Raw genomic sequence first — 22,428 nt, 5'->3', positions numbered from 1 at the left:
AGTACCTCCTTTCAATTTATTCCTCTTTTATAGTTATATTCTTTAAAGGTACATTATAGAATGCACTTATTGTTTTTTTAAACTCTTCATAGTTAAATTTTTTATCTTCTGTCGGTTTTGCTATTTTTTCTGAATCTTGAGAAACCGTTCTAGCATTTCTAAAAGATAAAGTTATTTCTTTAATTTTTCCAAACTCTTTGTCATTTAGGTCTTCTATAAAAGAAACATCTACTCCCACTCCCTCAATTTCATACAGATTTAAAAGCTTTTCTTTAATCTGTTCAATCAGCCTTTTTTTATATTCTGCCACAATTAAATTATCCCTCTGCTTTTCTGCTTCTTTTGAGATTTGCTCCATATTTATGTTTTTTAAAAAGTAATCATTTTTAAATACGTAGGCTTCTATATTTGCTCCTCCTTTTAAAAAATTTATCAAGGGATTTAAGATAGTAATCATGATTACAAACCCTATCGCAACTTTAGCATATTTTTTTAAACTGGAGGAAGGAACTAAAAGTTCTAAAACTATCGAAAGGATTGCAATATAAATTATCTGTGTTATCCAGTCTTTTAAAAACTCCATTGTTTCACCTACCTTAGCATAGTGGCAATATTAGCTGTCCCTATAATAGCTGTTATTGTAAAGAACATCATCACAGTAACAGAAGCCAATACTCCAAAAACATAAGTTAAAGAAGTTGCCACATCTGAAAGGCAATTTACTATCCTTTTGTCTGAGATTGGTTCAATCACTGCTGCTGCAAAGCGATAAATGATTATGAGAGAAAAAAGCTTTATTAAAGGTACTGCAGAAATTATCACAATTGCTATAAGCCCATAAGTGCCTACTGCTCCTTTTATCAATAATGATGCCCCTATAACTGCATCGACACTATCAGATAAAAGCCCTCCTACCAATGGCAAAAAAGCACCAACTGTATACTTCGCCGTTCTCGATATTACCCCATCTGCCATTGAAGAAGATAAACCTTGTATAGTTACTACTCCTAAAAAAATACTTAATAAAATTGAAATAGAAGCTGTAGACAAAGTCTTTAAAAAATCCCCCATTTTATTCAAGCTAAACTTTTCAGAAATATTTCCTACAATTTTTACAGCTGTCATAAGTAAAATAATAGGCAATATAAAATCCCTCATTAGATGGGCTATAAACTCAACTGTCACAATGACAACAGGGTGAAAAAACGCTGCAGAGGTAAAAGCACCTACTGAGACGAGTAAAGTTATAAGTACAGGTAGCATCGATTGCATAAAATTAACCATGCTGTCAATTGCATCTTTGCCAATTCCTAAAGCTTCTGTGAAGCTTTTAACCGCTATTACGATAAAAACTATATAAACCGCTAAAAAAGCAATCTCACTTATATTTTCATTTTCAAAGGAACTGTGCAAATTCATTAATATGCCGCCAATTACAGCCAAAATTAAAAGTTGTGTTAAAAGTCTTACAGAGGAATATAATTCTTTGAAAAACAATTTTAATAAATTTTCAAAGAGTTCCTTTATATTAAAAGGTTGTTTTCCTGATATCACATCTTGTATATAAGTCTTTATATCAACATAGGGAAGTATATTGCCATTTTTTTGATTAGCTTCTTTTACAAAGCGGTCAATCTGATAAGTATCAATGTCTTTCAATTGGTTTTCTATATCTTGTTGTCCTGTATCCGCTTTGGCAGTTGTTAATAAAGTCATAATCATTAGAATTATAAAAAGTACCTTTTTCAATCTTTTACACCTCACGGCATTATTGAAAGAATTGTTTCCATTAATGCAACAATTATAGGTATTGATAAAAAAATTATGATTACCTTTCCTGCTATCTCTATTTTGGAAGCCAAATTTTTCTCATTTGCGTCGAGACATAGCTGAACTCCAAATTCCGTTATATAAGCTATACCAATGATTTTTAAAGTTGTCATAAAATAAATATTGTCAAGTCCACTTTTTCTAGCAAGAGTATTCAAGACTTCTACAATTGCGCTGAGTTTTGGAAGAATCATCATAAAGATGATGACTCCGGCTACCAAACTTAAAATTATTGCCATTTCAGGATTTGTTTCTTTTAGAACTGTCAAAATAATCAAAACCACTATTCCTAAAATAACAATTTGAAATATTTCCATTCTATCACCTAATAAAGTTGAAATATTGTTTTTACTGCATTAAACAAATTGTTTATCATATTTATCACCATCATCAAAACCACTACTATTCCTGCCAGTGTCACCATCATTGCTTGTTCTTCTCGCCCTGAACGGATTAATACTTGATTTAATACTGTTACCAGAATGCCAATTGCCGCAATTTTAAAAATTATATCTATGTTCATTATAATCCTCCTCTATAAAAACAATATGATTATCGCCAGTCCTGCTAAAACTCCAATATTTTTGTACAGCTTTTCGTTCTTTTTACTCTCTTCTTCTGCGTTACTAAGTTGCCTTTTTAAAAGCTCAATGGCTAAATCAAAATTTTTTTCTTGATTGTATACGTCAGAATTGCCAAGTCCATACCCAAAAGACCTCAAAATTTCTACATCTTCTTTTTTAAGATAGCCATTGTCCCATTCCTTTAAAGCTATCTCCCAAGCTTCTCCTGCAGTATAACCCTCATTTTGTGATAATATCATTCCTGTCTTAGAAAAAACAAATTTTATACTTTTATCTGAAGAGCGAGAAATTGCCATGAGTATTTCTCCTAAAGGAGCTTTTGAATATGTGATTTCTATTTTAAAAAGATTTAATGAAGATATCATGCTTTTAAGTATCCAACGCCTCATTTTATATTTCAAAGCAAACAAATACCCTAAACTACTGGTAGAAAAAATAACTAAAACTATTCCAAGTAATTTCATTTTTCAGTCCTTCCTCTCCTATATGGCCCTTTAAACAAAGTATTAAAATTCTCATCTAATATTTTTTCTACTGTACCTGCCCCTAAACGATTGCTTAAAATTACATAACGTTCAAAATATCTTAAAGAAATAACGTCTTTTAAAACAGGTTTTTTCATAAGGTCTTCAATGTCATTTGCATGAACTGTAGTTATAATCTTAACACCAGTATTCAGCACTTCATGAATCGCTTCTATATCCTCTTTTTTACCTATCTCATCTGTCACTACTACTTCTGGAGACATAGACCTTATAAGCATTATCATGCCATAAGCCTTAGGACATCCATCTAACACATCAGTCCTAATTCCCACATCCATTTGAGGTATACCATTGTAACAGCCGGCAATTTCTGACCTCTCATCTACTACGCCTACTTTTTTACCTTTAAATCCCAAAAAATCTATTCCATTACTTATCCATCTTGTAATATCTCTTAAGAGAGTTGTTTTGCCACATTGAGGAGGTGATATTATTAAAATGTTATATACGTCTTTAGAAGGAGTAATTAAATATTTTAATATTTCCTCTGCCACTCCTATTATCTCTTTTGATATTCGATAATTGTATCCAGAAATATTCTTTAAAGTCTTTATATAACCATTTTCTAACACACATTTTCCAACTATACCTACTCTGTAACCACCTTTTAAAGTAATATATCCATTTCTTATTTCTTCTTCAAAAGCATAAAGAGAAGATTTAGATATTAATTGAAGAGCTTTTTCACAATCTTCAGAAGTAACAATATAGGCCAAAGAAGGTGAAAAAGAAATAGTCCCTTCTTTTGACACAAACTTTTCTTCATTTTTCAAATAAACTGTGAGAGGTCTATTTACTCTAAGACGTATTTCTTCTACTTCTTGCAACAGGTCATCAGGAATTTTTGTAATTACCTCTCTTACTGACGGAGGAAGAGCATAAAGTACTTCCTCAAAATTTTTTCTTGTGTTCATATACCTGTCCCTCCTCTTGTAAAATTATATTTATAAGGCTAAATATTTATGAATAAAAAATACCCACTAACTTTTCGTTAGTGGGTATTTTAAATTAATCTTCATCATCATCTACAATTTTCAAATCTTTTACTTTTAGGGTTTCATTGCAATGAGGACATACCAACTCAGCATCTTCATCTTCTAGAAGTTCTTCTTCCACACTTATCAACATATGGCAATTAGGACATTCTACCTCTACATACTCTTCATAATCCTCGTCTTCATCCTCATATTCCTCATCATCGTCATAATCATAGTCATAGTCGTCATCCTCATCCTCATAGTCCTCATCGCCATATATGTGGTTTTCAATTTCAGAAAGGTCTTCATCTATTTCTCCCACATAATCATCTAATTCGGAATGGGAAGCTTCCAGCTCATTTATAGCATCTGCAAAATCCTCTAAAGTATCTAAAATTGCCAAAATTATTTTACCTTCTTTTGTGCTGTCATCTATCCCTAAGCCGTCTGCTAACCCTCTTAAGTAGGAAACCCTTTCATTTAAGTATTCCATATTCCACATACCCTCCTTTACAAAATAGTATTTGACAAATTGCTGCGTTTATACCCTCTCTAAATATTCTCCGGTTCGAGTGTCAATTCTTATTTTGTCTCCAACGTTTATAAACAATGGGACTTGGATGACAGCACCAGTTTCTACAGTTGCCGGTTTGGAACCACCCGTTGCAGTATCTCCTCTAAATCCAGGCTCTGTTTCTACAACTTCCAGCTCAACAAAAGTAGGAGGCTCAACAGAAAAGGCTTCGCCTTTATAGAACTTTACTGTAACAACCATATTTTCCTTTATGTATTTAATTGCGTCCTCAACTTTATCATAATTTAAAGGAATTTGCTCATAAGTTTCTGTGTCCATAAAATAATAAAGTTCTCCATCATTGTACAAATACTGCATTTCTCTTCTTTCTATAACTGCTTCCTCAAACTTTTCTGTTGGGCTGAAAGTTTTCTCTATTACAGCCCCTGTCATCACATTTTTAAGTTTTGTCCTCACGAAAGCTGCACCTTTTCCTGGCTTAACATGCATAAAATCCACAACTGTAAAAACCTGTCCGTCAACCTCAATAGTTACTCCTTTTCTGAAATCACCTGCTGCTATCAAAAAAATCCCTCCATCGCTTTAGTTTAATTCAATTAAATATTTCGATGATTTAGTTAAATTTATAACACCATCTTCTTTTAATAATACCATATCTTCGATTCTTACGCCACCAAAATCGGGAATATATATACCTGGTTCTACAGTAACAATTGCTCCTTCTTTTAAAATTTCTTCTTTTTTGAAAGACAAGCTTGGCGCCTCATGAACTTCAAGCCCTACTCCATGTCCTAAAGAGTGACTAAAATACTTACCATAACCTTTTTCTTCAATGACAAACCTTGCTAACAAATCCGCCTCTTTTGAGGTAAGTCCTGCCTTTAAATTAGCTATCGCTTTTTGCTGTGCTTCTAAAACTATGTTATATATCTCTTTTTGCTTTTCATTAGCTTTTCCCATCACTATCGTTCTTGTCATATCAGAACAATAACCATTTACTTTACATCCAAAATCTATTGTGACAAAATCACCTTTTTCTATCACTTTTTCAGAGGCTTTTCCATGAGGGAGAGAGGACCTTTTACCTGATGCTACAATCGTATCAAAAGATAGGTCTTCTGCTCCTTGTTTCTTCATAAAATACTCTAATTCTAATGCTACTTCTTTTTCTGTCATTCCTACTTTAATGAAATTTAACAAATACTCAAAAGCCTTATCAGTAATATTTTGTGCTTTTTTTATGTTTTCTATTTCTTCCTCATCTTTTACCATTCTCAAAGTCTCTACCAAATTAGCCTGTGGTATTAGCTCAATCTCTAAAAACTCTTTTAATTCCCTATACTGTCCATAAGAAATACTTTCTTCAAAGGCTAATTTTTTTATCCCCAATGTTTTAATGTATTCTTTTAAAACTTCTTTTATGCCAGTTTTGTGCTCGATAACTTCAAAATCTTTAACTTCCTTTTGAGCTTGCTCAGTATATCTTCCATCTGTAATAAAAATAGCTTTATCGTGGGTCACAAGAGCTACGCTGTCATCTCCAGTAAAGCCAGTAATATATGTAACATTGACAAATTTGTAAATCACAAAAGCCTCTATATCTCTTTTCTTCATCAAATTTCTCAAATTTTGTAATCTTTTATTCATGAATTTACCCCCCAATTGAATCCTCTAAAAGCTTAACTGCATTGAGGGCAAGGACATAACTATAAGGTCCAAACCCCGTTATCACACCTTTGCATTTAGATGCAGTAACAGAGGTCTTTCTGTAATCCTCCCTTCCAAAAATATTTGAAATATGAACTTCTATTACTGGAACTGACACAGCTGCAATAGCATCCATAATAGCTAAACTGTAATGAGTGTAAGCTGCAGGATTTATAATTATAGCATCGAAATTGTTTTCTGCAGAATGAATAAGATTAATTATTTCTCCTTCACTATTAGATTGCTGAATCTTGACAGCTATATCTAATTTTGCAGCCTCTCTTTTTATCAGATTATTTATTTCTTCGTAATTTATATCTCCATATACCTCTTTTTCTCTTTTACCTGTCAGATTTACATTAGGGCCATGAATTATCAAAACTCTTTTCATAATCTCACCTCACTTTACTATAATACACCTTATTTCCTTATTTGTCCACTACCTAAAATTACATATTTGTAGGTGGTAAGCTCCTCAAGTCCCATTGGCCCTCTCGCATGCATTTTTTGTGTACTTATTCCTATCTCTGCCCCAAAACCAAATTCTCCTCCATCTGTAAAGCGAGTAGAAGCATTTACATACACAGCAGCCGAATCTACAGATTTTAAAAACATCATGGCATTTTCATAATTTTCTGTAATAATGCTTTCCGAATGGCCTGTCGAATACTTTGAAATATGATCTAAGGCTTCTTCTATGCCATCTACAACTTTTACAGCCAGTATAAGGTCTAAATATTCCGTTTCCCAATCCTTATCTGTAGCCTCTTTAACTTGAGGACATATTTCTTTTGTAATTTGACACCCTCTTATTTCTACTCCCAAAGAAGTCAATTCTTCTACCATTAAAGGCAAAAACTCTTTTGCAATAGATTTGTGAACCAAAACTGTCTCTACTGCATTACATACCCCTGGCCTTTGAACTTTTGCATTCACAATGATGTCTTTTGCCATATTAAACTTAGCTGTTTCATCAACAAAAATATGACAATTGCCTACTCCTGTCTCTATTACAGGCACTGTAGAATTTTCAATGACATTTTTTATAAGACTGGCTCCACCTCGAGGAATAATGAGGTCAATTAGACCGTTTAACTTCATCATACGGTTTACTTCTTCTCTATCAGTATTTTCTATAAGCTGTATTGCACCTTCAGGAATCCCAGTCTCATAAGCAGCCTTGGCAAGAATAGAAGAAATTGCTATATTAGAATTGATTGCATCGCTTCCTCCCCTTAAAATCACAGCATTTCCCGATTTCAAACAAAGGCCTGCCGCATCAGCTGTCACATTCGGGCGAGATTCATAAATTATACCTATTACTCCAATTGGCACTCTCATTTTGCCAATTTGAAGTCCATTTGGCCTCTTCCACATCTTTTCTATACTTCCTACAGGGTCAGGAAGAGCAGAAATCTCTCTTAATCCTTTTGCCATAGCTTCGACTCTTTTTTCATCAAGTTTTAGTCTATCAATAAGAGAAGCTTTTATATTCCTTTTTTCAGCCTCCACAACATCCTTTTTATTAGCCTCAAGTATTTTTCCTATATCTTTTATTAAAGCATCTGCCATGTGATTCAAAGCTAAATTCTTTGTATTTTCATCTAACACAGCCATTCTTCTGGCCGCAGCTTTTGCCTGTTTTGCCTTTACTTCAACTTCCAAACTTCTCACCTCTTTCAAGTATTACAAGATTATCCCTATGGATTACTTCATCGTAATATTTATAACCTAATATCTTTTCTATCTCATGAGTTTTACAACCTTTTATCTTTTCAACTTCTTCTGAAGAATAATTAATAAGTCCTCTGGCAATCTCTTTTTCTTGATGGTCAACCACTGCAACACAGTCTCCTACATCATAATCCCCTTCAGTTTTTACAACTCCACTTGGTAATAGACTTTTCCCATGCTTTATAATAGCTTTCGCTGCTCCTTCATCAATAAAAAGTCTTCCGCTTACTTTCGCATTAAAAGCAATCCAAACTTTTCTGCTACTTATTGGCTTTTTCATAGGCAAAAATGTAGTGCCAATTTTTTCGCCATTTGCTATTTGATTTAATACATTGTCAATTTTCCCATTCGCTATAATCATCTTAACTCCTGAATTCCAACATATCTTTGCTGCCTGAATCTTTGTATACATTCCCCCAGTTCCTCTTTTTGTCCCAGCACTACCAGCAATTTTAAACAATTCATCTGAAAACTCTTCTACGACTTCTATAATTTTTGCCTCTTTATAAATTCGAGGGTCTTTATCATAAAGCCCATCAATGTCAGTTAAAATTATTAAAATATCAGCCTCAACTAAACTAGCAAGCAGCGCCGCTAAAGTGTCATTGTCTCCAATTTTAATTTCATCAACAGTTACTGTATCATTTTCATTTATTATTGGCACAACACCCCATTTGAGCAGGTTTGACAAGGTATAACTGACATTTAAATATCTTCTTCTATCGCTAAAATCTTCCTTAGTCAAAAGAACTTGCGCAGTAATTTTGCCATATTCATTAAAAAACTTTTCATAAATTTCAATTAAAAGCCCTTGCCCTATAGCCGCTAAGGATTGCTTTTCTGGGATGGTTTTAGGTTTTTCCTTTAAATTTAATTTTCCCATTCCCGCCCCAATTGCCCCAGAAGTTACTAATACTACTTCCTCTCCTCTGTTTAATAAATTAGCAATTTGCCTTACTAACTTCTCCATTATTTCTAAATTCAATTTACCATTTTCATATGTCAAAGTGCTTGTACCAACTTTTACTACAATTCTCATACTTTCGACATCCTTTTTGCAATATTTAGATATATCTCTTTTAGTTTTAAAGCATCTTCTGCCATAGTTCCTCTCGATTCACATATGACAATAGGCTCCATCTTTCTTTCATAGAAAAGCTGTGCCAAAGGCTCAAATTCTGGCCCGTATTGAGTGTCTTTCAGTGTCCAATGCCTTTTTTCTCCCTGATCTGTGTATTCAATTCTACTAAAATGGACGTGTATCTTTTTCGCCCTTTCTTTTCCCAAATACCTTTCAATAATATCCAAAACCTCTGCATAATCTTCTATAGACTTAAACCTTCCAGTATCTCTTGCATGTAAATGGGCAAAGTCTATAGTGGGAATAATTCTCTTATCCACATTACACAGCTCCAATACTTCTTCTAAAGTACCCAATTGGTTTTTCTTTCCCATTGTCTCTGGACATAGGGTTATGTCAGTAAGTCCTTTGTCCTCTATCTCTTTTAAAATTTCCTTTAAAAGTTTTTTTGCTCTCTCTAAAGCCTCTTTTCTCGTCCCTTCTGTTGCAGAACCAGGATGAAAAGTTACCCTTTTAGCCCCCATCCATTTTCCTGCAATTAAACTATCTATTAAGTATCTCTTGGAATTCTCCATTTTGGTTTTATCCGTAGTAGCTAAGTTTATGTAATAAGGAGCATGAACAGTAATAGTTATGTTGAATTTTTGTGCCCCTTCCTTAAGCTCCTTAGCCATCTTTTCGCTAATTTTTATTCCCCTTGAAAAAGAATATTCATACGCATCAAGCCCCATGTTATGGAGCCATTCAGGCATTTCTAAAGAAGATTTATGCCCTTCTTTGTAGAAACTATCAGAATTCCCAGATGGTCCAAATTTTATAGCCAATCCTCTCATCCTTTCTTAAGTCTAATGTAAGCCTTTATAACTTCCTCTGCTACTTCATCTATTGTCATATCGGATACATCAATAGTATAGTCGGCAAACCTATAAAAAGGCTCTCTTTCTTTTAGAAGCTGTCTTATTTTCTCTTCTGGATTATCCACCATAAGAAGAGGCCTGTCTTTATTCTTTCCTATATTCCTCAATATAATTTCTGGCCTGGCTACAAAGCAAATGACTACACCATTTTTTCTTAATTGTACAATATTTGAAGGGTTTAATACAACACCCCCTCCTGTAGCAATCACAAAATTTTTTAATCGAGCTGCTTTTATAACCGCTGCTTTTTCCAATCTCCTAAAATAGTCTTCTCCATATTTTTCAAAAATATCTGAAACAGTCATATTTGCCATTTTTTCAATCATTTTATCCGTATCTATAAAACCGAAGGACATATTGGTAGCTACTTTTTTGCCAACAGTAGTCTTGCCAGTAGCCATGAAACCTGTTAAAACGATATTTTTCATTAAAATTTCCTCCCTAAGGCAATGAAGGTATTTTCTCTTTTAAAACTTTTTCTATAGTATCAGTTATTACCTTATTTACATCTATGTTTTGAGGAGATTGAGAAGCAGAAGGCTGGTCTACATTATTTGATTGTTCACTTCTGGTATCATCATACAGAGACTTGAAAGGGTTACTTTTACCTTTTAAAAAATCTATCGGTATTGAAGTACCACCACTGTCTTTCATTGAATAAATAAAGATCTGTAGAGTCAAAAGAAGGTTTTGCTGATTTTGGTCTTTTTCAATAGAGAAACTTTGAATGTTACAAAGTCTCTTAGAATTTTGTATTTCCTTTAGAAAAGCTATAATCTCATCGTAATTACCTGAAACAGTAATATTTACGGGTATTGTCACAAAATCTTCTTTTTTCACATTACTAGTTTCTTTTTGACTTTGATCTTGGTTTTCAAAAGTTAAGCTTTTTGTCTTTACACCTGTATCATTGACCATTTGTTGTAAATTAAAAAGAAAAATTTCTATATCCCTTTCTTCTGGTAAAATCATGCTTAATTCCTTTAGTTGAGTTTGTTGCTTGTCTAAACCTTCTCTTAAATTTTTATTGTTTAAAGCAGTTACTTGTTCTAAAATTTGTCTTTTATTTTTTAATTCAATAGATAAATTTCGTATTTCTAAAATTTTGGGAGTTAAATAATATTGATAATAAAGTGCAAAAAATCCGAGTATGACAGCAAAGTAAATTAATACTCTTTCTCTTCTTGTAAGCTTCATCTATGATACCACCTTGATTTTTACTTGTAAAACATATTTTAGAAGGCCTTTATCTGTCAAATCCACCGATATCACTTTCACATCTTCTACATAACTTATACTTCTTAGGTTAAGCATAAAAGCTGCTATATCAGATTCTGAAAGTGCTTGTCCATCTATTTCCAAAATATTTTTCTCATATTTCAAAGAATCAATAGATACTTTTTCAGGTATATTTGAGGCTAAATTTTGCAATATACCTACTGCATCCACTTTTTGCTTTTTCAATTTTTCTATTAAGCTTTTCTTCTTTTCTATATAAGCGGATAAATCTTTTACATTTTGCTGCAACTGAGAAATGTCTTTAAATTTACCTAATTCATTATCTGCGTATTTTAAGTCTTGATACAATTTATTGATATATACCAGTGGAAAAGCTATTAAGGCAAAAATAACGGTGGTTAAAACAAACACAAAAAAAAGACGGGATATTTGTTTTTTTCTTCGCATTTTTTGTTCCTTTAGTTCAGCTGGTATGAGGTTTATATCCTTCAACCTATTCCCCCCTTAAAAGGCATCCATAAACAGGTAAAAAGTATAAATAATCTTCTGTTTCTATCACAAAAGTAGGTATCCTAAAATAATCTTCCACGTATTCTCTCAATCCTAAAAGTTTAGAAGTACCACCTAACATGATAATTTTTTGTATATTTTTATGATATGTGGCATAATAAAAGTCAAATATTCTGCTTAGCTGTTGAAACACTTCCGAAAAGGATAAAAGTATAGTATCTTCTATATCCTTATAGTTTTCTTCTCCAATAAATTTTTTTGCCCTTTTATATTCTTCTGCTGCTTGAAAATCTATATTAAAGGCATTCGCAATTATTTGTGTAATTCTATTGCCACCAAACTCTATACTTCTGCTAAAAATATAAATACCACTATCAATCACTGTCACATTGGTAACAGCAGCCCCTATATCTACAACTGCTACTATTCCTTCAGCTAAATTCACCTTTTTACAAGCTTTATAAATTGAATTGCTATAAATATCAATGGCTTCTACTTTTAATTTTAACATCTCTGCTAATTTAACATATTTTTCTATTATATCCTTAGGAGAAGAGGCAATCAGTACTCTAATCGTTTTATTTTTCTCTGCAATATTAGGTAAATATCTATAATCTATTACATAATTTTCAGTGTCAAGGATGTATTGCTCAATCTCATAGTATAAGGCCTTTTCGACTTCATCTTCTTTCATTAATGGCAATTCTAAATCCCTTATTATATTATTTGAGCTGGAAATAGTAAAACACACTTGTTTTTCTTTGATATTGTTCCTTTTCAAAGTCTCATTAATTACATCTGCCAATGAATTTATATCAATAATTTTACCATTAGTTATCACATTAGAAGGCGTATTTATCATTAACCTTTTACCAAAAAATTTATTCTTTTTTTCTCCAATTAATAATTTTGTATTAAAATTTCCTATTTCAATTCCAAGCATTTTTTACCTCCTAATGGCGCTTATTGTTATTCACTTTAATAGCAGCCATTGTTATGGCTTTTATTATGTCTACCTCAAATTGCCTGACTAACTCGTTTGTCTTTACATACAGTTCTCCTTCTTCTGATACAACATATTTCGGAGGCAAATTGTTAAGGGCTAAAGCTTTTATGTCCATCCTACACCTGTCACACTTACAAACGTCCAGGTCTTTTAAAACCCTGTCCATCATCTGCTCAACAGCGTCTTCCATGTAATTTTTAAGTTGCATAAAATCCTCTCCTTATTTTTATTGTGTTTGTGGAATTGAATCAATTATCCACTTGTCTACTATAGGTGGAGACTGTGATGCATTACCACTAAGAATCACCTTATAATTTGCACTCTTATCAGAACCCATCTTCGTAATATTTACATTAATATTAAATGTAATCTCCGCATAACCGTAACGTACGATTTTGTTCATTCTACCTTCCGTCCATACACGTACTTTATAGGTCAAAACTTGCTCTCCTTCATTTTCAAAAACTTCAATTGAAGGAGGATCTATTTCTATACTGTCAATTTTATACTCTTGTCCTGCATCACCCAGTGAAATCCACTCCCCTACTGGGATGTCAAGTCCAAATGACTCACTTAATAAATTTTTTGCATCTTTTTTATATTGAATTTTAGTTGTATTTTTATTCTCAACTACATTTATCCAAAATTCACCTTTCCCTTTTCCTTTACCTTTTCCTTGATAAGCATCTGATAAAGCTATAGTAAATTCATTTTTTACTCGTTCAAGGCCAGCTTCTGCTGCATAAGTGGCTGATATAGAATTTGCATAAGCATGAGAAATTTTGTAATTGGTAATAGTTACTTCTAAAATCGCTACAGCTAAAACTGTGAGAATCAAAATTACCATTAAAGTAAAAATTAAGGCAGAACCTCTGTCATTGAACATTTATACCACTCTTCCTTAAAAAAACATCTGTAGAAAGAGAAAACCTGTTTGACCCCTTATCATCGCTTTGTCCAATTATTTGGATATTTATCATGTTGCTGTTAGGTTTTTTAGTCACCTTAAAATCATAAATATTGACAGCTAATTGAAGCTTGCTACCTCTACTGTCTGTGTCAGATTCTTTGATACGGGTATAAAGAATAGGTTTTTCTAGCGTTATTGTATAATCACGATACCCTCTATCTGTTAATACTTTTTTTATCGATAGACCACAGCCATTATCAATAATTTCGACTTCAGAAGGCCCTTTTTCTAATAAAGATACAATATAATTCATAGCAAACCTTACATTTTGTTCCACATCTACACTATTTTGTGTGCTTGAAAATGACTTGTACCCCGAATAATATAAAGATGAATAAACCCCTATCACAATCCCCAATATTGCCAATGTCACAATAAGTTCAATAAGGGTAAATCCCTCTTCTTTTCTCACCACTATTTTAACCACCATAGCCAAAATTTTTGTTTTGGTAATCTCATTCCAACCCAATGTAGCTACCACAAAACCTAAAAATAAAGTAGTCAAGACATTTCTCAAGTACCATAAGAAGTTATATTTGTTGTAGGCGCCAGAATATAAAGGGTGTACATAGGAGTGTTTGATCCAATTTTTCCTACTTTGATCTGATATTGGGATAAATTTCCTATAGAAGCCTTTTGCTCAACATGAATTTTAAAACCTTCTTTTTTAAAGTCATTTGCTATTTGGTCCAAATCTGAATTATTTTTTATAATCCCCGCTTTTATGTTTTCTGCAATTGTCTGCGCAATAGTGGCTTCTTTTGTCTTTATCTTAGAATCAGCAGAAGTAATAACAGATTGACTAAAAATGCCTAAAAGAGGTATTGCCACTATTGCAAACATAGCTATTGAGACAAGAACCTCTATTAAAGTCATGCCTTTATTATCTTTTAAAATCTTCATAAAATCACCCCTAATAGTTCTTCCCACTTATCATAATGCGCCCTGTTACTACCGCCACACTTATGTAAATCTCGCTTCCTTTATCATTTTTTAAAGTTATTGTACATGCTCCAATAGGAGTCCCCATCTGATTAAAGTATATTTCTACCTTTCCCCCATCTTTTTTACTTATCTTAATTCCCTCAGGTAAATTTTTTATCTTGATATTTTCATTGTCATCTTTTCTCTTTATGTAATACCTCGTCTTAGTGTCATCGCTTTCAAAACGTAAAATTTCTCCTTCAAAAATACTTTTTTGCTGTATGTACCTTAAGTCATTTACAACCTCACGTGCAATAAGAGTAAGCCTTATATTTGACCTTGTCGTATCAAAAAAGTCAGTCGAAGGAATAACTATAAGAACTATAATGGACAAGATAGCCAAAACTGTTACCAGCTCTATTAAAGTTAATCCTTCTTCCTTTTTCATAAGCTTAGCCTCTTATAAATTTTATATAATAATTTAACATCTCATAGCCATACAAAATCGAGATGAGCCATGCAATGGAAATGTAGGGTGCAAAAGGAATGTAATCTTTTCTTCCTTTAATTTTCAAAGCTACTAATATAACGCCACCCAATGCTCCAATGATTACAGAAAGAAAAAGTACTAAAATTGTAAGCTTCCACCCTATAAAAAATCCAATTAAGGCCATAAGTTTTATGTCTCCTCCTCCCATCTCTCCTCCTGAAATTAAGGAGATGAGAAGGAGAATACCCCCACCCAAGACCAATCCCATTATGTAATCTATAAAGCCATAATTGTACATCAAAACTCTAAATATTATTCCACCTATAAAGCCTACTAAAATGATTTTATTTGGCACAATCCTGTGTTCTATATCAATAAAACTTACAGCTATCAAAATAGAAGCCAAAAACATGTAAGAAAAAGCTTTAAAATCTAAACCGAATTTATAGTAAATTATCAAAAACACAATTCCTGTCAATAGTTCCACAATAGGGTACCTTATTGAAATCTTTTCTCCACAATACCTGCATCTTCCTTTAAGTAAAATATAACTCAATATAGGTATTAAATCAACAGCATTTAATTCATGACCACAACTAGGGCAGTGAGAAGGCGGATAGACTATTGATTCTTTTTTAGGTACTCTGTGTATGACCACATTTAAAAAACTTCCTATAATTGTACCAAATAAAAATATGAGTGTGTAAAGTAGTATTTTCATAGTGACCTCCTAAAAAGATATTAAGGAGGGCACAAAAATGTGCCCAAAATGTATTATTTAGCAAAAGCTATTTTACTTCTGGATAAAGCTGTTTACCATTAGAATCTTTAACTATTGCTTTACCGTTACTATCCATAGTAAGTGTAAAATCACCCCCACTTGACGTCTTTGGTACTTTATTCAAATATCCTGCATCGACTAGATCTTGTATATCAGTGGTTGTGTTACCTGTTTCTATGTAGTATCTCTCAGCCGCTTGCCCAATAATTTGTGCGTTCGCTATATCGGCATTAGCCTTAGCATTTGACAATGAAGTTGTCACTCTTGGCACTGCAATGGCTGCCAATATACCTAAAATTGCAATGACAACAATCAATTCAATTAATGTAAAACCTCTTTCATCCTTGTTTAATGCTTTTACAAACCATTCCATCCTTTTTCACCCCCTTTCCCAATATCACTGGCCTATAAAATTGTATAATTCAAAGAGTGGCATAATTATTGAGATAACTATAAATCCCACTACTGTTGCCAGCATAACAATTATTAATGGTTCTAATAGAGTTGTCATTTGTGACACGGCTGTATCCACTTCTCCGTCATAAAAATCAGCAGTTTTATTTAATATGCTGTCCAATGAACCTGAACTTTCACCAATACCTATCATCTGAATCACCATTGGCGGGAAAATGCCAATTCTTTTTAGAGGTTCTGAAAGGGGTAAGCCTTTTTTTATATCGTCTTGCGCTTTTTTAAGTCCCTCTGCTACTACTGTATTACCCACAACTTTTTCTACTACTTCCATTGCCTTCATAAGCGGTACACCAGCACTTATCAATGTTCCTAAAGTCCTTGTAAACCTGGAAATTAAAATCTTTTTGTTTAAAGGGGCAAAGATTGGCATGTTTAAAAGCATTCTGTCATAAATGCACCTTCCTTGAGGTGTCTTTAAAAAACTCGAAATCGAATAAGAAATCACCAAAATTACTCCTATGTAAAAATACCAATATTTAGATATAGAACCGCTTATAGCGAGGAGAATCCTTGTAGGCAGTGGCAGCTGTACACCTGCATTTTCAAACATCCCCACAAAAATAGGCAAAACATTTGTCAAGAGAAATATAACCACCAAAATCGCTACGATTGACACAATTACAGGATATGTAAGGGCAGACTTTATTTTCTGATTTAATTCATTCTCTTTTTCATAGTGTTCTGCCATTTCATTCATCACTTTATCTAAAGTACCGCTTACTTCCCCCACTTCCACCATATTATATAAAAGCATAGGAAAAACATCACTGTGCCTTTTCATAGCATCAGAAAGAGTCCTTCCTTTTTGAACTTCTTCGTACACCTCTCTCAAAGCATTTTTCAGTCTTTTATTCTCCACTTGTTCTCTCATAGTAACCAAAGAGGTCACTATAGGAATCCCTGCATTTATCAGAGTGGCAAACTGCCGACAGAAGACCGCAATATCTTTTACTTTGACCTTTTTAAAAGAACTAAAATCGAGTATGTCTTGTTTGACTATCTCTTCTTGTATGTCGATTATATAATAATTTCTCTGTTTTAAAATGTCAATACACTGAGATTTTGAGTCAACTTCCAAAGTCCCTGTAACGAGATTTCCTCCCATATCCCTTGCCCTATAAGCATACAACGGCATATAATCACCTCTATATCATGCGAGAAAAATTCTCTTGGTCTACGCAATATGTCAAAGCATCCTCTAATGATATAACTCCTCTTTTTAACAGATGTAAAATAGACATATCCATTGTCATCATTCCAAACTTGCTACCTGTTTGAACTGCCGACTGTATCTGGAAAGTCTTCCCTTCTCTTATGAGATTTCTTATAGCAGGAGTAGCAATCATCACTTCTGTCGCAACTACTCTGCCGCTGTTGTCCTTTTTAGGTATAAGCTGTTGAGAAATAATTCCCTCTAAAACATTTGAAAGCTGAATTTTTATCTGCTGCTGCTGATGGGGAGGAAAAACATCAATAATCCTATCGATCGTCTTAACGGCTCCTATTGTGTGAAGAGTGGACAAAACAAGATGGCCTGTCTCAGCAGCAGTTATAGCAATTTGGATGGTTTCTAAATCCCTCATCTCTCCCACTAATATAACATCCGGGTCCTCCCTTAAAGCAGCCCTTAAAGCTGAAGCGTAAGATGCCGCATCATGCCCAATCTCTCTTTGATTTACTATGCTTTTGTTGTGTTTATGTAAATATTCTATAGGGTCTTCCAATGTGAGAATATGACAAGTCCTTTTAGAGTTTATCCAATCCACCATCGCAGCCAGTGTAGTAGATTTACCACTGCCAGTAGGTCCTGTTACCAATATAAGCCCTCTTGCCTTTAAAGCTAAGTCTTTAAGTATTGGAGGAAGTCCCAATTCCTCTATTGTAGGTATTCTCAAAGCTACAGACCTTATTGCAAGGCTATAACTTCCCCTTTGTTTGTATACATTTATTCTAAACCTTCCTAATCCTGTAACTGAATAGGACAAATCAATATCTCCATTTTGTTCTAACTTTTTCAATTGCTCACTTGTCAATAAATCCTTAACTATTTCTTCAGTCTGCCCAGGGGTAAAAGGTTCCCCTTCTAATTTTTCTAAATAGCCATTAATTCTAAGAACTGGAGGTACTCCAACCGTTATATGCAAGTCTGAAGCTTTTCTTTCAACTACTAATTTTAAAAGTTCCTTTGTATCCATATCCCTCATTCCTCGTAAGTTAGTCTTATCATTTCATCAATTGTAGTTTTTCCTTGTAATACAAGTCTTTTAGCACTTTCTCGTAAAGTTTTCATGCCATTTTTTACAGCCTGAGCTCCAATAACATCAGAGGAAACCTTAGCATTTATAAGCTCTCTAATATCAGAAGTAACAGTCATTATCTCATATATAGGAATTCTTCCCCTATAGCCTGTTTTATTACAAACAGGGCACCCTCTCCCCTTGTATAAAGTAATGTCTTCATTTTCTGAAATTCCCAATAGCTCTTTTTCGCCTTTGGAAGCTTTATAAGAAATTCTACAGTTATCACATATTTTTCTCGCCAATCTCTGAGCAATAACCCCTACTACAGAAGAAGACACAAGATAAGGCTCTATACCCATATCTACAAGCCTAGTCACCGCTCCCGCCGCATCATTTGTATGCAAAGTGGAAAGGACTAAGTGCCCTGTTATGGCAGAGCGAATAGCTATCTCAGCAGTTTCAGTATCTCTAATTTCTCCAATCATAATTATATCAGGGTCTTGCCTCAAAATTGACCTAAGAGCAGTCGCAAAGGTAAGGCCTGCCTTTTCATTAACTTGTACCTGGTTTATTCCCTCAAGGGAATACTCAACAGGGTCCTCAACAGTTATTATATTAATATTGGGTTTGTTAAGCTCTCTCAGCATTGCATAAAGAGTGGTGGTTTTCCCACTACCTGTAGGACCAGTCAAAAGCACAATGCCATTAGGCCTTTTGATAAGTTTATCAAAGAGCACCAGATCCTCTTCTTCAAAACCTAATTGCTCCTTTGTCATTATAAAATTTTCCTTGTCTAAAAGCCTCAATACCAATTTCTCTCCAAAAACAGTGGGCAACGAAGAAACTCTTATGTCAATATTTTTACCACCTGTAGTAAAATCAAATCTGCCATCTTGAGGAAGTCTTCTTTCAGCGATGTTCATATTAGCCATAATTTTTACTCTTGTCACAACAGGGGCATGGGTACTTTTTATAGTCCTCATAGCTTCTGTTAATTGTCCATCTATCCTAAATCGAATTCTAAGGTCTTTTTCAGTAGGTTCAATGTGAATATCTGAAGCCCTATTTTTTATTGCCTGCTCAATTATAGAATTTACAAAGCGTACAGCAGGCGCGTTTTGTACTTCTTCAAGAATCTCATCTGGCAGCTCTTCTTGACTTTCACTTTGAAACTCCTTTTTAAAATCCTGTACTGCTTTTTCTGCCTGTTCTCTTCCGTAAATTCTATCTATGGCTTTTAAGATGCTTCCTTCAGAAGCAATTAAAGGCTTTACATTTTGTTTCGTAATGATTCTCACATCATCTAGTGCAAAAATATTCAGAGGGTCTGCCATTGCTACCAATATACCATCTTCATCTTTTTTTATAGGAATAATAGTATGTCTTTTAGCAACGGCTTCAGGAATTAATTTTGCTACATCGGGATCAATATAGTATTTTTGCAAATCTACATGTGGAATACCTAATTGAAATTCTAAAGCCTCTAGTATTTGGCTTTCTGTAACATACCCCAATTTAATAAGAACTTTTCCTAACTTTTCTCCTGTTTTGTTTTGAACTTCTATTGCGTGCTTTAATTGTTCTTCTGTTATAAGCCCTACCTCAAGTAAAAGCTCCCCTAGCTTTTTCTTGGCCATAAAATATACCTCCAAAAATAATAAAGCCGACATAAAGCCGGTTGCACCACTGTATCCGTGAGGCATAAAGTGCCCACATATAGCCTCACTTCATCTACTCTTTATAAAATATTCTACAAATTATGCGTAATTCCTTCTTTTAAATACCTGTATACCAAATTTTTGTCGAAAAATCCCCCTGTCCATAATTTGAAAGAATAATTAGCTTGATTTACCAACATAGAAAGTCCATTAGAATACTTTATTCCATTCTTTTTCGCATGTTTTAAAAGAGCAGTTTCAAAAGGATTGTAAATAAGGTCATAGACAAATTTAGCTTTCAAAACCACTTTTTCATCAGCAGGAGAATCTTCTGTATTTGGATACATTCCTACGCTTGTAGTATTAACAAGTATATCTATTTCTGGTAGTTCTTTTACTTCATTTATACTGCAGTAATCACACTGAATCTTAAATTCTTTTTTAATGTACTCTGACAAATCTTTTGCTCTCTCAACACTTCTATTGGCAATTATTATCGAATCTATCCCTTTTAGAGCAAGGGCGACACAAACAGCTTTAGAAGCTCCACCAGCTCCTAAGACAACAGCTTTTCTTCCTTCAATTTTTTTTCCTACTTCTGTTAATGAGTCTATAAAGCCATAGACATCCGTATTATAGCCTTTTAATATTCCTTCTTCATTGACTACAGTATTGACTGCGCCAATTTTTAAAGCTTCTTCTGAAACCACATCTAAGTATTTAATTATCTTCTCTTTATGTGGCACAGTCACATTAACTCCTTTTATTCCCAAAGATTTTACTCCATTTACTGCATCTTCAAGCTTTTCTGGCAAAACATCAAAAACAGTGTAGACACAATTTAAATTTAAAGACTTAAAAGCATAGTTATGTATTAAAGGGGATAAACTATGTTCTACAGGATGGCCTATAAGACCATACAGTTTAGTATTTGAATTAATCTCCATATCTCTCAATCCTTTTAAGTACATGTTTTTCCGCTTTTCTCATAAGTTTAGTCCATCCTAATTCCTCTTCTGATAGAGGTTTTACCAAAATAGTATATAAACCTGCTCTTTTGCCACCAAAAATATCAGTAAATATTTGATCTCCTATTAAAGCTGTTTCATTAGGCTTAGCATTTAAAATCTTTAAAGCCTTTTTAAAAGCTCCTTTTCTCGGCTTAATGGCCCAAGCTATTCCAGGTACACCAACTTTTTCTTTAAATTCATTCACTCTTCTTTTAGTGTTATTTGAAATGAGACAAATTTTAAACCCCTCTTTTTTTACTTTTTCAAGCCATTCAATAGTCATTTTATCGGGAAATTTTGATTTTTGAGGCACTAAAGTATTGTCAATATCTAAGACAAGACTGGTAATTCCTTTTTCTTTTAAAAAGTCTAAATTGATATCATAGATATTTTCCACTATAATATCAGGAATTAACTTTTTATACATATCTTCACCTCATTTAGTTAAAATTATATAATAAAAAAAAATAAACTGTCAATACAAACAGTTTTACATGGAAAGCTCTTTAAAAAGCTTATTTAAAGCCTTCTTCTCAATCCTTGAAACATATGATCGAGATATACCCAGCATTTTTGCTATTTCTCTTTGAGTTCTCACTTTACCATTATATAACCCGTATCTCATTTCTATAATTAACTTTTCTCTATTTTTTAAAACGCTGTTCATTTTACTGTACAGCTTTTTAATTTGAAGTTTTTTCTCCACTTGCTCTGATATTTCATCTTCCTCTGTGCCAAGGACATCCATTAAAGATATCTCATTGCCCTCTTTATCGACACCAATAGGGTCTTGGAGAAAAACCTCTCCTTTCATCTTTTTTTCCGTTCGTATAGACATAAGTATTTCGTTTTCTATACATCTGGCTGCATATGTGGCAAGATGTGTTCCTTTAGAAGAATCAAAGGTGGAAATTGCTTTTATAAGCCCTATTGTCCCAATAGATATTAAATCATCTATATCTTTACCTGTGCCACTGTACTTTTTAACAACATGAGCTACCAACCTTAAGTTTCTTTCTATTAAAATATTCCTCGCTTCCTCATCACCGTTTTTATAAGCTTCTAAATATTTCTTTTCTTCTTCTGGAGTAAGTGGATTGGGAAAAGAGTTGGTGTTTGTCAAGTAACCAAGATTTAAGATTTCCTTTACAATTGAAGCCAAAATTGCAACAACAACTTCCCACATTGCCGCCACCCCTTTTTTCAACATTACACA

Annotated in this window: 29 protein-coding genes, 1 pseudogene and 1 riboswitch; all 30 genes and pseudogenes read right to left on the bottom strand. The window is 33.4% G+C overall.

What is annotated here, in order from left to right; translation table 11 throughout:
• Positions 1–16: 16 nt before the first annotated feature.
• Positions 17–583, bottom strand: a complete 567-nt coding sequence (gene spoIIIAF / locus THEBR_RS05560; RefSeq protein WP_012269310.1) for a stage III sporulation protein AF — start codon at positions 581–583, stop codon at positions 17–19.
• Positions 584–591: 8 nt separating this feature from the next.
• Positions 592–1,749, bottom strand: a complete 1,158-nt coding sequence (gene spoIIIAE / locus THEBR_RS05555; protein ID WP_012269309.1) for a stage III sporulation protein AE — start codon at positions 1,747–1,749, stop codon at positions 592–594.
• An 11-nt stretch (positions 1,750–1,760) separates the two neighbouring features.
• Positions 1,761–2,147 (bottom strand): stage III sporulation protein AD, encoded by a 387-nt coding sequence (spoIIIAD, locus tag THEBR_RS05550; protein ID WP_003868787.1) that lies wholly within the window; start codon positions 2,145–2,147, stop codon positions 1,761–1,763.
• 8 nt (positions 2,148–2,155) lie between these two features.
• Entirely contained in the window at positions 2,156–2,353 is a 198-nt protein-coding gene (gene spoIIIAC, locus THEBR_RS05545) for a stage III sporulation protein AC (protein WP_003868788.1), read from the bottom strand.
• A 12-nt stretch (positions 2,354–2,365) separates the two neighbouring features.
• Positions 2,366–2,878: a stage III sporulation protein SpoIIIAB gene (gene spoIIIAB / locus THEBR_RS05540; protein ID WP_012269308.1), complete on the bottom strand. Its 513-nt coding sequence runs from the start codon at positions 2,876–2,878 to the stop codon at positions 2,366–2,368.
• Entirely contained in the window at positions 2,875–3,873 is a 999-nt protein-coding gene (gene spoIIIAA, locus THEBR_RS05535; RefSeq protein ID WP_012269307.1) for a stage III sporulation protein AA, read from the bottom strand. The genes spoIIIAB and spoIIIAA overlap by 4 nt, the downstream gene beginning before the upstream one ends.
• Positions 3,874–3,967: 94 nt before the next feature.
• A complete protein-coding gene (locus tag THEBR_RS05530; RefSeq protein WP_012269306.1) occupies positions 3,968–4,429 on the bottom strand; it encodes a CD1247 N-terminal domain-containing protein in 462 nt (153 codons plus the stop codon).
• Between the two features lie 48 nt (positions 4,430–4,477).
• A complete protein-coding gene (efp, locus tag THEBR_RS05525; protein ID WP_009052330.1) occupies positions 4,478–5,035 on the bottom strand; it encodes an elongation factor P in 558 nt (185 codons plus the stop codon).
• Positions 5,036–5,053: 18 nt separating this feature from the next.
• The gene (locus THEBR_RS05520; protein ID WP_009052329.1) at positions 5,054–6,118 is read right to left on the bottom strand and encodes a M24 family metallopeptidase; all 1,065 of its coding nucleotides are present in this window, start codon (positions 6,116–6,118) and stop codon (positions 5,054–5,056) included.
• A 4-nt stretch (positions 6,119–6,122) separates the two neighbouring features.
• Positions 6,123–6,569, bottom strand: a complete 447-nt coding sequence (gene aroQ, locus THEBR_RS05515) for a type II 3-dehydroquinate dehydratase (protein WP_009052328.1) — start codon at positions 6,567–6,569, stop codon at positions 6,123–6,125.
• A 29-nt stretch (positions 6,570–6,598) separates the two neighbouring features.
• The gene (locus THEBR_RS05510) at positions 6,599–7,843 is read right to left on the bottom strand and encodes a glutamate-5-semialdehyde dehydrogenase (RefSeq protein ID WP_012269305.1); all 1,245 of its coding nucleotides are present in this window, start codon (positions 7,841–7,843) and stop codon (positions 6,599–6,601) included.
• Entirely contained in the window at positions 7,833–8,951 is a 1,119-nt protein-coding gene (gene proB / locus THEBR_RS05505; RefSeq protein ID WP_009052326.1) for a glutamate 5-kinase, read from the bottom strand. Before proB ends, THEBR_RS05510 begins: the two co-directional genes overlap by 11 nt.
• Entirely contained in the window at positions 8,948–9,826 is an 879-nt protein-coding gene (locus THEBR_RS05500; RefSeq protein ID WP_012269304.1) for a TIM barrel protein, read from the bottom strand. The genes proB and THEBR_RS05500 overlap by 4 nt, the downstream gene beginning before the upstream one ends.
• A complete protein-coding gene (locus THEBR_RS05495) occupies positions 9,823–10,338 on the bottom strand; it encodes a shikimate kinase (RefSeq protein WP_012269303.1) in 516 nt (171 codons plus the stop codon). Before THEBR_RS05495 ends, THEBR_RS05500 begins: the two co-directional genes overlap by 4 nt.
• A gap of 13 nt (positions 10,339–10,351) precedes the next feature.
• Complete coding sequence (locus tag THEBR_RS05490) at positions 10,352–11,107, bottom strand: type IV pilus inner membrane component PilO (protein WP_012269302.1); 756 nt, start codon at positions 11,105–11,107, stop codon at positions 10,352–10,354.
• The gene (locus THEBR_RS05485; RefSeq protein WP_004396414.1) at positions 11,108–11,641 is read right to left on the bottom strand and encodes a PilN domain-containing protein; all 534 of its coding nucleotides are present in this window, start codon (positions 11,639–11,641) and stop codon (positions 11,108–11,110) included.
• 1 nt (position 11,642) lies between these two features.
• Complete coding sequence (gene pilM / locus THEBR_RS05480; RefSeq protein WP_012269301.1) at positions 11,643–12,602, bottom strand: type IV pilus assembly protein PilM; 960 nt, start codon at positions 12,600–12,602, stop codon at positions 11,643–11,645.
• 10 nt (positions 12,603–12,612) lie between these two features.
• A complete protein-coding gene (locus THEBR_RS05475) occupies positions 12,613–12,873 on the bottom strand; it encodes a late competence development ComFB family protein (RefSeq protein ID WP_003868451.1) in 261 nt (86 codons plus the stop codon).
• An 18-nt stretch (positions 12,874–12,891) separates the two neighbouring features.
• The gene (locus THEBR_RS05470; protein WP_009052323.1) at positions 12,892–13,551 is read right to left on the bottom strand and encodes a pilus assembly PilX N-terminal domain-containing protein; all 660 of its coding nucleotides are present in this window, start codon (positions 13,549–13,551) and stop codon (positions 12,892–12,894) included.
• Positions 13,541–14,053: a PilW family protein gene (locus tag THEBR_RS05465; protein ID WP_039913350.1), complete on the bottom strand. Its 513-nt coding sequence runs from the start codon at positions 14,051–14,053 to the stop codon at positions 13,541–13,543. Before THEBR_RS05465 ends, THEBR_RS05470 begins: the two co-directional genes overlap by 11 nt.
• A gap of 104 nt (positions 14,054–14,157) precedes the next feature.
• A pseudogene (locus THEBR_RS05460) lies at positions 14,158–14,538 on the bottom strand (type IV pilus modification PilV family protein); the annotation flags it as partial.
• Positions 14,539–14,548: 10 nt separating this feature from the next.
• Entirely contained in the window at positions 14,549–15,007 is a 459-nt protein-coding gene (locus tag THEBR_RS05455; RefSeq protein ID WP_003868455.1) for a prepilin-type N-terminal cleavage/methylation domain-containing protein, read from the bottom strand.
• Positions 15,008–15,011: 4 nt separating this feature from the next.
• Positions 15,012–15,770 (bottom strand): prepilin peptidase, encoded by a 759-nt coding sequence (locus THEBR_RS05450; protein ID WP_003868456.1) that lies wholly within the window; start codon positions 15,768–15,770, stop codon positions 15,012–15,014.
• Between the two features lie 67 nt (positions 15,771–15,837).
• Entirely contained in the window at positions 15,838–16,203 is a 366-nt protein-coding gene (locus THEBR_RS05445) for a competence type IV pilus major pilin ComGC (protein ID WP_003868457.1), read from the bottom strand.
• A 24-nt stretch (positions 16,204–16,227) separates the two neighbouring features.
• On the bottom strand, positions 16,228–17,439 hold the full coding sequence (locus THEBR_RS05440) for a type II secretion system F family protein (protein ID WP_012268712.1): 1,212 nt from the start codon (positions 17,437–17,439) through the stop codon (positions 16,228–16,230).
• Between the two features lie 10 nt (positions 17,440–17,449).
• Complete coding sequence (locus THEBR_RS05435; protein ID WP_012269299.1) at positions 17,450–18,499, bottom strand: type IV pilus twitching motility protein PilT; 1,050 nt, start codon at positions 18,497–18,499, stop codon at positions 17,450–17,452.
• A gap of 5 nt (positions 18,500–18,504) precedes the next feature.
• The gene (gspE, locus tag THEBR_RS05430) at positions 18,505–20,181 is read right to left on the bottom strand and encodes a type II secretion system ATPase GspE (protein WP_009052317.1); all 1,677 of its coding nucleotides are present in this window, start codon (positions 20,179–20,181) and stop codon (positions 18,505–18,507) included.
• A gap of 26 nt (positions 20,182–20,207) precedes the next feature.
• Positions 20,208–20,291: riboswitch (cyclic di-GMP riboswitch) on the bottom strand.
• Positions 20,292–20,294: 3 nt separating this feature from the next.
• The gene (aroE, locus tag THEBR_RS05425) at positions 20,295–21,149 is read right to left on the bottom strand and encodes a shikimate dehydrogenase (RefSeq protein ID WP_012269298.1); all 855 of its coding nucleotides are present in this window, start codon (positions 21,147–21,149) and stop codon (positions 20,295–20,297) included.
• Positions 21,139–21,639 (bottom strand): YqeG family HAD IIIA-type phosphatase, encoded by a 501-nt coding sequence (locus THEBR_RS05420; protein ID WP_009052315.1) that lies wholly within the window; start codon positions 21,637–21,639, stop codon positions 21,139–21,141. Before THEBR_RS05420 ends, aroE begins: the two co-directional genes overlap by 11 nt.
• A gap of 63 nt (positions 21,640–21,702) precedes the next feature.
• The gene (gene sigK, locus THEBR_RS05415) at positions 21,703–22,398 is read right to left on the bottom strand and encodes an RNA polymerase sporulation sigma factor SigK (RefSeq protein ID WP_003868463.1); all 696 of its coding nucleotides are present in this window, start codon (positions 22,396–22,398) and stop codon (positions 21,703–21,705) included.
• Between the last annotated feature and the right edge of the window lie 30 nt (positions 22,399–22,428).

This window comes from Thermoanaerobacter brockii subsp. finnii Ako-1 (genome assembly GCF_000175295.2).
GTDB classification, from domain to species: Bacteria; Bacillota; Thermoanaerobacteria; order Thermoanaerobacterales; family Thermoanaerobacteraceae; genus Thermoanaerobacter; species Thermoanaerobacter pseudethanolicus.
The sequence above is the reverse complement of the archived record's forward strand: the minus strand, read 5'-3'. Positions and strand labels throughout refer to the sequence as shown.

Coding starts and splice junctions, on each gene's coding strand:
- spoIIIAF (WP_012269310.1), bottom strand. CDS start 583: ATGGAGTTTTTAAAAGACTGGATAACACAGATAATTTATATTGCAATC.
- spoIIIAD (WP_003868787.1), bottom strand. CDS start 2,147: ATGGAAATATTTCAAATTGTTATTTTAGGAATAGTGGTTTTGATTATT.
- spoIIIAC (WP_003868788.1), bottom strand. CDS start 2,353: ATGAACATAGATATAATTTTTAAAATTGCGGCAATTGGCATTCTGGTA.
- spoIIIAB (WP_012269308.1), bottom strand. CDS start 2,878: ATGAAATTACTTGGAATAGTTTTAGTTATTTTTTCTACCAGTAGTTTA.
- spoIIIAA (WP_012269307.1), bottom strand. CDS start 3,873: ATGAACACAAGAAAAAATTTTGAGGAAGTACTTTATGCTCTTCCTCCG.
- THEBR_RS05530 (WP_012269306.1), bottom strand. CDS start 4,429: ATGGAATACTTAAATGAAAGGGTTTCCTACTTAAGAGGGTTAGCAGAC.
- THEBR_RS05520 (WP_009052329.1), bottom strand. CDS start 6,118: ATGAATAAAAGATTACAAAATTTGAGAAATTTGATGAAGAAAAGAGAT.
- aroQ (WP_009052328.1), bottom strand. CDS start 6,569: ATGAAAAGAGTTTTGATAATTCATGGCCCTAATGTAAATCTGACAGGT.
- proB (WP_009052326.1), bottom strand. CDS start 8,951: ATGAGAATTGTAGTAAAAGTTGGTACAAGCACTTTGACATATGAAAAT.
- THEBR_RS05500 (WP_012269304.1), bottom strand. CDS start 9,826: ATGAGAGGATTGGCTATAAAATTTGGACCATCTGGGAATTCTGATAGT.
- THEBR_RS05495 (WP_012269303.1), bottom strand. CDS start 10,338: ATGAAAAATATCGTTTTAACAGGTTTCATGGCTACTGGCAAGACTACT.
- THEBR_RS05490 (WP_012269302.1), bottom strand. CDS start 11,107: ATGAAGCTTACAAGAAGAGAAAGAGTATTAATTTACTTTGCTGTCATA.
- pilM (WP_012269301.1), bottom strand. CDS start 12,602: ATGCTTGGAATTGAAATAGGAAATTTTAATACAAAATTATTAATTGGA.
- THEBR_RS05475 (WP_003868451.1), bottom strand. CDS start 12,873: ATGCAACTTAAAAATTACATGGAAGACGCTGTTGAGCAGATGATGGAC.
- THEBR_RS05470 (WP_009052323.1), bottom strand. CDS start 13,551: ATGTTCAATGACAGAGGTTCTGCCTTAATTTTTACTTTAATGGTAATT.
- THEBR_RS05455 (WP_003868455.1), bottom strand. CDS start 15,007: ATGAAAAAGGAAGAAGGATTAACTTTAATAGAGCTGGTAACAGTTTTG.
- THEBR_RS05450 (WP_003868456.1), bottom strand. CDS start 15,770: ATGAAAATACTACTTTACACACTCATATTTTTATTTGGTACAATTATA.
- THEBR_RS05445 (WP_003868457.1), bottom strand. CDS start 16,203: ATGGAATGGTTTGTAAAAGCATTAAACAAGGATGAAAGAGGTTTTACA.
- THEBR_RS05440 (WP_012268712.1), bottom strand. CDS start 17,439: ATGCCGTTGTATGCTTATAGGGCAAGGGATATGGGAGGAAATCTCGTT.
- THEBR_RS05435 (WP_012269299.1), bottom strand. CDS start 18,499: ATGGATACAAAGGAACTTTTAAAATTAGTAGTTGAAAGAAAAGCTTCA.
- gspE (WP_009052317.1), bottom strand. CDS start 20,181: ATGGCCAAGAAAAAGCTAGGGGAGCTTTTACTTGAGGTAGGGCTTATA.
- aroE (WP_012269298.1), bottom strand. CDS start 21,149: ATGGAGATTAATTCAAATACTAAACTGTATGGTCTTATAGGCCATCCT.
- THEBR_RS05420 (WP_009052315.1), bottom strand. CDS start 21,639: ATGTATAAAAAGTTAATTCCTGATATTATAGTGGAAAATATCTATGAT.
- sigK (WP_003868463.1), bottom strand. CDS start 22,398: ATGTGGGAAGTTGTTGTTGCAATTTTGGCTTCAATTGTAAAGGAAATC.